Source organism: Spirillospora sp. NPDC046719 (assembly GCF_040645715.1).
Lineage (GTDB): Bacteria > Actinomycetota > Actinomycetes > Streptosporangiales > Streptosporangiaceae > Spirillospora.
In genome coordinates this window covers 1-11,845 of sequence record NZ_JBEYYT010000300.1, presented here as the reverse complement: position 1 = coordinate 11,845, position 11,845 = coordinate 1, and the positions used below count along the sequence as shown (strand labels likewise).

At 74.1% G+C, this 11,845-nt stretch carries 11 protein-coding genes; 7 read left to right on the top strand and 4 right to left on the bottom strand.

Going from position 1 to position 11,845, the window contains the following annotated elements:
• The 5 genes from ABZ914_RS35730 to ABZ914_RS35710 all read left to right on the top strand — a co-directional run.
• Positions 1-1,238: AI-2E family transporter (locus tag ABZ914_RS35730; RefSeq protein ID WP_500198681.1), on the top strand; the 1,238-nt coding region annotated here is incomplete at its 5' end.
• A 79-nt stretch (positions 1,239-1,317) separates the two neighbouring features.
• Positions 1,318-2,427 (top strand): ABC transporter permease, encoded by a 1,110-nt coding sequence (locus tag ABZ914_RS35725; protein ID WP_387019025.1) that lies wholly within the window; start codon positions 1,318-1,320, stop codon positions 2,425-2,427.
• Positions 2,424-3,110, top strand: a complete 687-nt coding sequence (locus ABZ914_RS35720) for an ABC transporter ATP-binding protein (RefSeq protein WP_500198679.1) — start codon at positions 2,424-2,426, stop codon at positions 3,108-3,110. Before ABZ914_RS35725 ends, ABZ914_RS35720 begins: the two co-directional genes overlap by 4 nt.
• A gap of 36 nt (positions 3,111-3,146) precedes the next feature.
• Positions 3,147-3,719 carry a TetR/AcrR family transcriptional regulator gene (locus tag ABZ914_RS35715; protein ID WP_500198678.1) on the top strand — a complete coding sequence of 191 codons (573 nt, stop codon included), beginning with the start codon at positions 3,147-3,149 and terminating at the stop codon, positions 3,717-3,719.
• Positions 3,720-3,890: 171 nt separating this feature from the next.
• Complete coding sequence (locus ABZ914_RS35710) at positions 3,891-5,825, top strand: glycoside hydrolase family 3 protein (protein WP_500198676.1); 1,935 nt, start codon at positions 3,891-3,893, stop codon at positions 5,823-5,825.
• A gap of 164 nt (positions 5,826-5,989) precedes the next feature.
• On the opposite strand, the gene ABZ914_RS35705 is transcribed toward ABZ914_RS35710, so the two are convergent.
• Positions 5,990-7,045: an alpha/beta hydrolase gene (locus ABZ914_RS35705; protein ID WP_500198675.1), complete on the bottom strand. Its 1,056-nt coding sequence runs from the start codon at positions 7,043-7,045 to the stop codon at positions 5,990-5,992.
• 266 nt (positions 7,046-7,311) lie between these two features.
• Here ABZ914_RS35705 and ABZ914_RS35700 point away from each other — a divergent pair, with 266 nt between their 5' ends.
• Entirely contained in the window at positions 7,312-8,001 is a 690-nt protein-coding gene (locus ABZ914_RS35700) for a phosphatase PAP2 family protein (RefSeq protein ID WP_500198673.1), read from the top strand.
• Between the two features lie 60 nt (positions 8,002-8,061).
• Here the strand turns inward: ABZ914_RS35700 and ABZ914_RS35695 are convergent, their stop codons facing one another.
• Entirely contained in the window at positions 8,062-8,811 is a 750-nt protein-coding gene (locus ABZ914_RS35695; protein ID WP_500198672.1) for an alpha/beta fold hydrolase, read from the bottom strand.
• Between the two features lie 81 nt (positions 8,812-8,892).
• Between ABZ914_RS35695 and ABZ914_RS35690 the strand changes: the two genes are divergently transcribed.
• Positions 8,893-9,876: a helix-turn-helix transcriptional regulator gene (locus tag ABZ914_RS35690; protein ID WP_500198670.1), complete on the top strand. Its 984-nt coding sequence runs from the start codon at positions 8,893-8,895 to the stop codon at positions 9,874-9,876.
• A 44-nt stretch (positions 9,877-9,920) separates the two neighbouring features.
• Here the strand turns inward: ABZ914_RS35690 and ABZ914_RS35685 are convergent, their stop codons facing one another.
• Both ABZ914_RS35685 and ABZ914_RS35680 read right to left on the bottom strand, forming a co-directional pair.
• The gene (locus ABZ914_RS35685) at positions 9,921-10,556 is read right to left on the bottom strand and encodes a GNAT family N-acetyltransferase (RefSeq protein WP_500198668.1); all 636 of its coding nucleotides are present in this window, start codon (positions 10,554-10,556) and stop codon (positions 9,921-9,923) included.
• Between the two features lie 94 nt (positions 10,557-10,650).
• The gene (locus tag ABZ914_RS35680; RefSeq protein WP_500198667.1) at positions 10,651-11,667 is read right to left on the bottom strand and encodes a YihY/virulence factor BrkB family protein; all 1,017 of its coding nucleotides are present in this window, start codon (positions 11,665-11,667) and stop codon (positions 10,651-10,653) included.
• Positions 11,668-11,845: the final 178 nt, after the last annotated feature.

Sequence of the window (11,845 nt, the reverse complement as noted above, 5' to 3'; positions counted from 1 at the left end):
AGCCCGCCGACGTCCCGCCCGACGCGGCGCCCCCACCGCCCCCACCGGCTGCGCCTCCCGGCGCGGCTCCGGCCGGGGCCGGCGGGGCCTGCTCGCGGCGGATGCCGCCGTGGCTGCCCCGGGCGTTCGCGCTCGCCGGCGTGATCACCCTGGCGTTCCTGGCGCTGCTGTGGCTGCTGGCACGGCTGCGCGGCCTGCTGCTGCTCGTACTGGTCTCGCTGTTCCTGGCGTTCGCGATCGAACCCGCGGTGAACCGCCTGGCCGCCCGCGGATGGCGGCGCGGCGCCGCCACCGGGCTGATGTTCGTGGTGATCGCCGTGCTGCTCGCCGCCTTCGTCGGCGGCATCGGATCGCTGCTGGCCACCCAGACCAGCCACCTGATCAACGGGTTCCCCGGCTACGTCCGGCACGTCATCGACTGGATCAACGCCACCTTCGGCACCCGCCTGTCGCGCGACACCCTGTTCCAGCGGCTCCCGACGGTGACGGGCACGCTGTCGCGGCACGTGTCGGACCTCGCGCAGAACGTGTGGGGGATCGGCACCACCGCCTTCGGAGTGATCTTCAAGGCGCTCGGGGTGCTGCTGTTCACCTTCTACCTGTCGGCGCAGGGCCCGCAGCTGCGCCGGACGGTGTGCTCGCTGCTGCCGCCGCACCGGCAGCGCGCGGTGCTGCGGGCCTGGGAGATCGCGATCGACAAGACCGGCGGCTACATCTACTCGCGCGCGCTGCTGGCGCTGATCTCCGCCGTCGCGCACTACATCGCGCTCGCCGGCCTCGGAGTGCCGTACGCGGTGACGCTGGCGCTGTGGGTGGGGGTGGTGTCGCAGTTCATCCCGGCGGTCGGCACCTACCTGGCGGGCGCGGTGCCGGTGCTGATCGCGCTGACCCGCTCGCCGTCGACGGCGCTGTGGGTCCTGCTGTTCATCATCGCCTACCAGCAGATCGAGAACTACCTGCTGCAGCCCCGCATCACCGCCCGGACGCTGGACATGCACCCCGCCGTCGCGTTCGGGCTGGTGCTGGCCGGGGTCGCGGTCGCCGGACCGGTCGGGGCGCTGGTGGCGCTGCCGTTCGGCGCGAGCGTGCAGGCGTTCGCCGGCGCCTATGTCCGCCGCTACGAGGTGGAGGAGCACCCGCTGACCCGGACGACGCCGCCCCGCCGCGAGCGGCGCACACCGCGATGGGCACCGCGGTGGGCACGGCGGTGGCTCGGGCGGCTCCGGCGCCGGAAGTGACCCCCGCTTTTGGCGACATCGTGTCGCCAACATAAGGTTGGCGACATACTGTCGCCAACCATCCCTCCGGAGCCCCTCCGTGTTCCTCGCCCTCCGCGACCTGCGGTTCGCCCGCGGCCGCTTCCTGCTGATGGGCACCGTGATCGCGCTGATCTCGGTGCTCGCCGCCGTCCTCACCGGCCTGTCGTCCGGACTCGTCGGCGACGGCGTGTCCGCGCTGCGCGCCATGCCCGTCACCCACTTCGCCTTCCAGCGCGGCGTCGAGGGGGACCTGTACTCGCGCAGCACCGTCCCCGCCGGCGACGCCGCCGCCTGGGCGGCACGGCCCGGCGTCCGCAGGGCCGCCGCCTACGGCAACCAGCTCGCCCACGCCAAGAACGCCCGCACCGGCCAGGACCTCGACATCGCCGTGTTCGGCATGGAACCCGGCTCCTTCATCGCGCCCCGCCCCGCCGCCGGCCGCGCGCTCGGCTCCGTCCCCGACGGCGTGCTGATATCCGCCCGCCTCGCCGACGACGGCGTCCGGATCGGCGACACCCTCCGCGTCGAGCGCAGCGGCGCCGCGCTGCCCGTCATCGGCACCGTCGGCGACCGGTCCTTCACCCACGTCGCCGTCGTCTACGCGCCGCTGCGCACCTGGCAGCGCGTCCACTACGGCCTGCCCGGCACACCGCCCGCGCAGGCCTACCAGCAGGCCACCGCGATCGCCCTGGACGCCGCGCCCTCGGTCGCCGGCGGCGGGGACGCGCAGGTCCTCACCAAGGAGAAGTCCTACTCCGCCTCGCCCGGATTCGCCGCCGAGACCGCCACCATGACGCTGATCAAGGTGTTCCTGTACCTGATCTCGATGCTGGTCGTCGCCGCGTTCTTCGTCGTGTGGACCGTCCAGCGACGAGGGGAGATCGCCCTGGTCCGGGCGCTCGGCGGATCCGCCTGGTACCTGGCCCGCGACGCCGTCGCGCAGGTGCTGGTCGTGCTGGTGTCGGCCACCGCCGTCGGCACCGCGGCCGGCGTCGGCATCACCGCCGGGCTGCACGCCGCGTCCCGCACCGTCCCCATCGCCCTGGAGGCCGCGCCGCTGGCGACCGCCGCCGGGCTGCTGATCGTCCTCGGCGTGCTCGGCACCGTCGCCGCCCTGCGCCGCGTCACCTCCGTCGACCCGCTCACCGCCCTGGGAGGCCACCGATGACCGCCACCGCGACCCGCACCGGGCTCACCCTGTCCGGCGTCACCCTGCGCTACGGCGCCGGCGACACCCTCGTCACCGCCCTCGACGGCGTCGACCTCACCGTCGAGGCAGGCGAGGTCGTCGCCGTCGCCGGCCCCTCCGGCTCGGGCAAGTCCAGCCTCCTCGCCGTCGCCGGCGCGCTGATCACCCCCACCGAGGGCACCGTCGCCGTCGGCGGCACCGACGTCACCGCCGCCGCGCCCGCGCGCCGCACCGCACTGCGCCGCACCGGCATCGGCTACGTGTTCCAGTCCGCCAACCTGCTGCCCTCCCTCACCGCCCGCGACCAGCTGCTGCTCGTCGCGCACCTGGGCGGGCGCGTCACCCGCGAGCACCGCGACCGCGCCGCCGAACTGCTGGACGCCGTCGGGATGACCGCCAAGGCCCACCGCCGCCCCCACGAGCTGTCGGGCGGCGAACGCCAGCGCGTCGGCATCGCCCGCGCCCTGATGAACCGGCCCGCGCTGCTGCTGGCCGACGAGCCCACCGCCGCCCTCGACCAGCACCGCGCCCGCGACATCGTCGCGCTGCTGGCCGAGCAGGCCCACCGGCGCGGCACCGCCACCGTCCTGGTCACCCACGACGAGGGCCTGCTCGGCACCGCCGACCGCGTCGTGCGCATCCGGGACGGCAGAATGAACTAGCCGCGCCCGCACCTCCCCGCCGCGGAAGGAGACCGCATGCCGAGGATCACCGCCCCGACCGTCGCCGAGCACCGCGCCCGCAGGCACACCGCCCTGCAGGCCGCCGCCCGCGACATCCTGCTCGCCGACGGCGCGCAGGCGGTGACCCCGGCGTCGGTCGGCGCCCGCGCCGGCCTCGCCCGCTCCAGCGTCTACAAGTACTACGGCTCCACCGGCGACATCCTCGCCCAGCTCGCCGCCGACGTCTTCGCCGACTGGACGGACCGGCTGCGCACCGCCACCGCCGCCGCCGAACCGGACGGCCCCGCCGCGCGCATCGCCGCCTACGTCCGCGGCCACCTGGAGTTCGCCCGCAGCGACGACCGCCGCGTCACCGACGCCATCGCCGCCGCCGGGCTGCCCCCCGCATGCCTGGACTGGCTCGCCGACCGGCAGCGCGCCCTCATCGCGCCGCTGCGCGAGGCGCTCGCCGACCGCGGCGACCCCGACCCCGACGCCACCGCCGCCCTCATCCTCGGCACCCTCGACGGCGCCGCCCGCCTCATCGACGCCGGACGCGACCCCGCCGCCGTCACCGACGCCGCCCTCGCCTTCATCACCCGCCCCTGACCCGCCGAGCCCCGGCACACCGGCCGGCGCGGCGGCCGCGCCCGCCTTTACCCGCAGCAGGACGGACCCGGACCACATCGTCGACCATTGCCGTGGACGAGCCCGCCCCACCGGGTTAGCGTGCCAGCAGAACCTTGATCAATTAGCAGCTCGGGGGCGGAGGGAGCCGTCATGCACCTGCCCCGTACGCACCGTCCTCCCCGGCCCCCCGAGAGCGCACCCCGCACCCGCGCGCTCAGCATCCGTGTGCTCGGCACCCGCGCACCCGGCACCGGCGGCGCCCGCCGCGCCGTCGCGGGACTGGCCGCCGGAGCGCTCGCCGCCACCGCGCTCACCGCGCCCGCCGCCCACGCCCAGACCACCGGACGCGACGCCGGCAAGGACCCCGCCCTCGTGCGGCTGCTGCGCTCGATGAGCCTGCAGGACAAGGCCGCCCAGCTGTTCGTCCTGCAGGTCTACGGGAAGAGCGCCGACACCGCCGACCCCGCCGACGTCGCCGCCAACCGGAAGCTGTACGGTGTCGACAACGCCGCGCAGATCGTCGCCCGCTACCACCCCGGCGGATTCATCTACTACGCCAACAACGTCGCCGACCCCGGGCAGCTCGCCGGGTTCTCCAACGGCATCCAGCGCGCCGCGATGGCCCAGCCGCACCGCGTCCCCGAGACCATCGCCACCGACCAGGAGGGCGGCATCGTCGCGCGCGTCCAGCCGCCCGCCACCCAGTCGCCCGGCAGCATGGCGCTGGCCGCCGGGCGCAGCACCGCCGACGCCGGAGCGCTCGCCCGCATCACCGGGCGGGAACTGCGCGCCATCGGCGTGAACCAGGACTACGCGCCCGACGCCGACGTCAACGTCAACCCCGCCAACCCCGTCATCGGCGTCCGCTCCTTCGGCTCCGACCCGGCGCTGGTGTCGTCCATGGTCACCGCGCAGCTGCGCGGCTACCGGGACGGGGGAGTGACCGCCACCGCCAAGCACTTCCCCGGGCACGGCGACACCACCACCGACAGCCACACCGGCGTCCCCCGCATCGGCCACACCCGCGCCCAGTGGGAGACGCTCGACCTGCCGCCCTTCCGCGCCGCGATCGCCGCCGGAGCCGAGGCCATCATGACCGCGCACATCATCGTGCCGGCCCTCGACCCCTCCGAGGACCCCGCCACCCTGTCCAAGCCGATCCTCACCGGCATCCTGCGCGACCAGCTGCACTACCGCGGCGTCATCGTCACCGACGCCCTCGACATGCAGGGAGTCCGCGACAAGTACGGCGACGAGCGCATCCCCGTCCTCGCCCTCAAGGCCGGCGCCGACGTGCTCCTCAAACCACCCGCCGACGCCTCCGGGAACGGCGTGTTCGCCCGCCAGCTCGCCGCCGTCGTCGACGCCGTCAAGACCGGCGAGATCAGCGAACAGCGCCTCGACGCGTCGGTGTACCGGGTACTGGCCCTCAAGAAGAAGCGCGGCCTGTTCCGCGGCCCCTACGCCGACACCTCCAGGATCGGCCGGACCGTCGGCACCCCCGCGCACCTGGCCGCCGCGCAGCGCGCCGCCGACCGCACCACCACCCTGATCAAGAACGACGCCAGGCTGCTCCCGCTGACGACCGGCCCCCGCAAGGTCCTCATCGCCGGATGGGGCACCGCCTCCACCACCGCCGGCCTCGCCACCGGCATCGCCGGGCACGGCGCCGCCACCACCGTCCGCAGCACCGGCCTCAGCCCCACCCCCGCGCAGATCGACGACGCCGTCACCGCCGCCAAGGACCAGGACCTCGTCGTCGCCGTCACCAACCGCGCCTGGGACGTCAGCACCGAACCCGGCCACCAGGGCCCCGGGCAGATGAACCTCGTCAAGGCGCTGGTCGCCACCGGCAAGCCCGTCGTCGTCATCGCCGTCCGCGACCCCTACGACATCGCCTACTTCCCCGAGGCCGCCACCTACCTGGCCACCTACTCCTACACCGCCGAAGCGCTGCGCTCGGCCGTCAAGACCCTGTTCGGCGAGATCGACCCGCAGGGCAGGCTGCCCGTCGTCATCCCCACCCGCGACGACCCCGGCACCGCCCTGTACCCCTTCGGCCACGGCCTGACCTACCAGCACTGACCCTCCGGCGCGGCCGGCCCGCCTGACCCCAACGGCGACGGCCCGGTTCCGGGGACGACAGCCGCAGTCGCCCCCGGAACCGGGCCGGGTTCAGCCTCTGCTCCTCGCGCGGTCCCGCCACAGCGTCAGGGCCCAGGAAGGCCCATGCGGCGGAGACCCCGAGGTCAGCCGTGCCGCGCGGTGACGGTCACCTGGTTGGCGCCGATCGCCTTCATCATCGTCGGCCAGATCTTGGTGGCCTCGCGGATCCACGCGGGCCAGTTGTGACGGCCGTCGCCGTAGATGTCGGCGGTGTAGGGCACCTTCAGCTCGTCCAGGCGCTTCTTGAACTCCTGGTTGTCCGCGCCGACCGCGATCTCGCTCAGCAGGCCGATGTCCCACGGCGCCACGTTCGGGTCGCCCGGACCGGGCTTGCCGGTCGTCCCGGAGGAGAAGAACAGCTGCGTGCCGCGCAGCTTGTCGGCCAGCGCGTACGGGTCGTGGGCCGCCCAGTTGGCGTCGTCGGCCCACGGGATGCCCCAGATCGCGAACGGGTCCTGCCCGTTGCCGGCGTTGGTGAACATCAGCATCGCCGGCATCCCCGCCGACCGCAGCGACAGCGTGCCGCTCAGCGAGGCGACGTACTTGAACAGCCCCGGGTGGCGGGCGGCGTAGCTGTACGCGCCCTGCCCGCCCGAGGAGTTGCCGATCGCCGCGCGGACCGCGCCCGCGCCGTAGTTGCGCTCCATCAGCTGGCGCACCTCGGCGGTGTGGAAGGTCTCCCACTTGGGGGTCCCGCCCTTGCCGTAGTTGTACCAGTCGGTGTACGAGCCGTTCTCGCCCTCCGGCATCACGACCAGGACGTTGTACTTGGCGGCCCAGTCCTCGATGTCGGTGTTCTTGGTCCAGGAGGTGTAGTTGTCCTGGCCGCCGTGGAAGGCGTACAGCACCGGCCACGTCCGCGCCGAGCCGCGCGCCCAGTCGCCGGGCAGCAGGATCCGGGTCTTCACCGACTTGCCGAGCGCCGGGGACGAGATGGTGACGTCCACCTCGTGGTCGGCGACCTTGGTCTCCTGGGTGATCCGGGCGCCGTCGTCCGCCTTCACCGGCGCCGTGTCCGCCTGCGCCGCCCCGGCCCCCGCCGCGCCGATCCCGGCCACCAGTACCGTGGCGGCGGCCGCCGTCACCGAACGCCGCCAGTGGACGACCGTGGGTGCCGGACGGCGGACAGAGGGTGTCATATGCTCACCTTGCGGAACAGGCCCGACCCCCGTGGCCGCGCGACTTCCGCAGAGTGTGCCGCCGACCCGCCAAATGATCTACAAGCCGGAGTAACAAAGAAAACTCCGCCTCACTGTAGATAAGTGAGTCATTCAGGGGGCGCCGTGAGCACCCGGTGACACTCGGGTCAAATATGGCGATGAGGGACCGCGCGCGACGCCCGGGGGACCGACATGTGAGCCAGGTCTCGGCGTGAGGGGTCCCGCGCATCGGGCAGGATCGAGGGATGCGGGCGCATCGGCCGGGGGGCGGTCGCGCCGACCGGCGGCGGCCCCGGGCACTGACGGCGGCCGCGGCCCTCGCCACGGCCGCGGCCGTCCTGGACGTGCTGGCCGACGGCCCGCTGCGCCACCTGGACCAGTGGGTGTTCTCCGCCGGCCTGCCGCCCCGCACCGGCGCCTGGCACTGGACGTGGCGGACGATCGTCAACGGCGGCCAGTACTGGATCGTCGGCAGCCTCGCGGGCGTCACCGCCGCGGCCGCCGCGTGGCGGCGCCGCAGCCTCCCGCTGCTGATCCGCGCGGGCCTGTGGCTGGCCTGCACCGAGCTCGTCGTGCGATCCGCGCAGGTGCTGTTCGCGCGGACCGCACCCCTGTACGGCGAGGACGAGCTGTTCGCCGCCGGGCACCTGTCGTTCCCGTCCGGGCACTCCGCCAACGCCGCCGCCTGCCTGCTGTTCATCGCCGCGATGGCCGGCGCCTCGCGCGGCTGGACGATCGCCGCGCACACCCTGGCCGCGCTGGTCGCCGTCGCCGTCGTCGCGCTCGGCTACCACTGGCCGACCGACGCGCTCGCCGGATGGGGGATCGGCACGCTGCTGGCCTGCGCCGCCCGTGTCCTGGTCGTGCCGGGCGAACCCGCCCGCGAAGCCCGCCGCCGCGCCGCGCCGGTCACCGCCGCCCCCAAGGACGCCTGACCCGCCCCCGCCCCGCCCCCGACCCGACCCGAGCTCCGCCTCAGCCTTGCCGCCTGAGCCTCACTCCGGACCGGCGGACTCGGCGAGCAGCGAGGCGAGCGCGCGCGGCTCGGACAGCATCGGCCAGTGCCCGGTCGGCAGCTCCCGGTACGTCCAGCCCGGCCCGGCCATCATGGCGAACACCGGATTGCCGCTGTCGGCCATCTGCCGCACCGCCGCGAGCGGGATCGTGCACAGGACGAGCGTGCGCGGCGTGCCCGGCAGCGGCTCGGGCCGCCGGAGCGGCTGCGTCACGGTCGCGAACGGCTGCGGGGTGCCGCGCCGCCGCATCTCGGCGAGCCGCTCGGCGCTCAGGCCCGCGAGGTTGACCGGGTCGGTGTCCGCGTCGAACGCCGGCACCGGGATCGTCCAGCCGTCACCCGCCTCGGCGACGGTCTTCTCCAGTTCGGCGCGGTCGTCGGGGGCGCGGAAGTCGATGCCCGCCATCCCGGACGGCATCGGCCCGCTGTCGACGTAGACCACCCGCGAGACGCGGTCGGGGATCCGGTCGGCGGCGCCGGTGACCGCCATGTTCGCGCCGCTGTGCGCGACGAGGACCACCGGCCCCGGGCCGGCGCCCTCCACCGCGTCGACGACGTCGGCGATGTGGCTCTCCAGGCCCACCTCCGGCGTCAGCTCGCCCGCCCGCTCGGCGAGCCCCGTCAGCGTCACCGGGAGCGCCTCGTGGCCCTCCTTTCGCAGCCCCGAGGCCACCTCCTCCCACGCCCACGCGCCCAGCCAGAACCCCGGAACCAGTACGAACGTCGCCATGTCAGCGCCCTTTCCCTCGTTGGTGAAGTCAACGCTAGGCTCGATACCGGACAGAACCCGCCCGGATTAGTGGAGTGTCCCGTGTCACACCCGGCGCCGGACTCCGGCCGATCCCACCCGACGACCCGCGTACTGGCGATGCTCGAACTGCTGCAGGCCCACCACCACATGACGGGGCCCGACCTGGCGCGCCGGCTCGGCGTCGACGAGCGCACCGTCCGCCGCTACGCCGCCCGCCTCGACGACCTCGGCGTGCCCGTCGTCGCCGAACGCGGCAGGCACGGCGGCTACCGCCTGATGCCCGGCTACAAGCTGCCGCCGCTGATGCTCACCGACGACGAGGCGGTCGCGGTCGTGCTCGGCCTGGTGGCCGGCCGCCGCCTCGGCCTGCCGGGACAGGCCACCGAGAGCGCCCTGGCGAAGGTGCAGCGGGTGCTGCCCGCCGCGCTGCGCGACCGCGTCCAGGCGCTGCGCGAGACCCTCGGCTTCACCCTGGCCGCCCGCGACGCCGCCGCGCCCTCCACCGGCGTCCTGCTCACCCTGGCCGCCGCCGTCCGCGAGCGCCGCCGCGTCCGGCTGCGGTACCGGTCCTGGCAGGGCGCCGACTCCGAACGCGACCTGGACCCCTACGGCCTCGTCTTTCACTCCGGACGCTGGTACGCCACCGGCCACGACCACCGCAGCGGCGAGGTCCGCACCTTCCGCGTCGACCGGATCGCCTCCGCCGAGACCGCCGCGACCGGCACCGCCGCCTACGAGATCCCCGCCGGCGTCGATCCCGTCCAGCACGTGACGCGGTCGCTGGCCGGCGTCCCGTACGCGCACGAGGTCGAGGTGCTGCTGGAGACCACCCTGGAGCAGGCGCGCCGGCGGGTCCCCGCGACCGTCGCCACCCTCACCGAGACCGCCGGGGGAGTGGTGATGACGACCCGCGCCGAGCACCTGGACGGCATGGCGCGGATGCTCGCCGGCCTCGGCTGGCCGTTCGTGATCCGGCGGCCCGCCGAACTGCGCGGGCACGTCCGCGACCTCGCCCGCCACCTGGACGAGCAGGCGGGCCGCTGACCGGCCGCGCCCGTCATGCCGCCAGCCCGCCCCCGGTACCGCCGTCAGTCCTGCTCGGGCTCGCCGCCGGAACCGTCCGGGCCGGAGCCGGCGGGCTCCTCCGAGCCGCCCGCGGCGCCGGAGCCGCGCGCCTCCCACTCGTCGCGCAGCATCGCGTAGACGATCTCGTCGGTCCACTCGCCCTTGACGAGCTCGTTCTGCACCAGGTGCGCCTCGCGCCGCATCCCGAGCCGCTCCAGCACCCGCGCGGACGCGGCGTTGCGGCCGTCCAGCCGGCCCACGATCCGGTGCAGCCCCAGGCCCTCGAACCCCAGCCGCAGCACCACCTCGGCCGCCTCCGTCGCGAACCCCTTGCCGTGGAAGGACGGGTTCAGGATGTAGCCGATCTCGCCCTGCCGGTGCTCGCGGCTGCGCCACTGCAGATTGACCTCGCCGACCAGATCGCCGGTCTCGCGCCACTCGACCGCCAGCACGAGCCAGTCGCCCTCCTTCTCCAGGGTCGCGGCGGCCATTTTCTCGCGCAGGAACGACCGCGATTCCTCCCGGTCACGCGGCTCCCAATAGAGGAAACGCGCCACTTCGGGAAGGGATTGGTAGGCGTAGAGGCTCTCCAGGTCGTCCTCTCGGAACGGACGCAGCGCCAGGCGCTCGGTCTCGATGGGAAAGGTGGGACGAAGCACGCGCCGATCCTATTCACCCGGCTCACCGTTCGGCGACCCGTGGTTCCCCGGTAACCACCCGGTCGCCCACCCGCCGTCCGGCCGTCACCCCGGGTCAGGAGCGGGTGGCGCCGTGCCGGCCGTCCCGGCCGCCCGCATTCTCATCGGCGTCCCGGCCGCCCGCGACGCCGGTCTCGCGTTTCTCCTCCTCGCTGAACCCGCGGGTGTCGCGGAATTCGACATACGGTTCCGCTCCCGCCGGCCGCCCGGCGGCGATGGCGCGGCCGCGCTCCAGTTCGGCGTTCATCTCCGCGCCCAGCAGGATCGCCAGATTCGTGACCCACAGCCAAACCAGGAAGATGATGATGCCGGCGAGGCTGCCGTAGGTCTTGTTGTAATTGGAGAAGTTCGTCACGTAGGCCGCGAACACCCCGGACGCCACCAGCCACAGCACGATGGCCAGCACGCCGCCCGGGGTGACCCAGCGGAAACCGCGCTTGGCGTTCGGCGCCGCCCAGTACAGCAGCGCGAACAGGAAGCTCACGACGATCAGCATCACCGGCCACTTGACGATGTCCCAGACCGTCACCGCGGTCGAGCCGAGCCCGAGCAGGTCGCCGGCCTTGCGGGCGAGCGGACCGGACACGATCACCGCGATGACCGACACCGACAGCAGCACCAGCGTGACGATCGTGACGCCCACCCGCAGCGGCAGCGTCTTCCAGATCGGCCGCCCCTCAGGGATGTCGTAGATGGCGTTGGACGCCCGCATGAACGCCCCCACGTACCCCGACGCCGACCAGATCGCGGCCAGGATGCCGACGATCGCGGCGACGCCCGCTCCCGCGCGGTTGTTCTGCAGCTGCGTGAGCGCGCTGACCAGGACGTTCTTCACGGCGCCCGGCGCGATCCCGTTGAGGTTGTCGATGAGGTCGCCGGTGACCGACTTGCCGCCGAGCCCGACCAGCGACACCACCACCAGCATCGCCGGGAAGATCGACAGGATGGCGTAGTAGGTGAGGGCGGCGGCCCAGTCCGACAGGTTGTCGCGCTGGAACTCGCCGACGGCGCGCTTGGCGGCGCGCCCCCACGAGGTGACGGGCAGATCGGTGGGCGCGGAGGGCCTGCGCATTTCCGAGGGTCCTCTCTCAGCGTGACAGCGGTCCGCGGCCGGTCCGGCGCACGCGGATCGGGGCGCGCTGCGTTCGCCGCACCCGGACCTGCACCGGCACGTTCCGGATCCGGCGGCGCAGCCGCGCCTGCGCGGTGCGGCGGCGCCGCATCCACACCGTCGCGGCGCTGACGGTGTG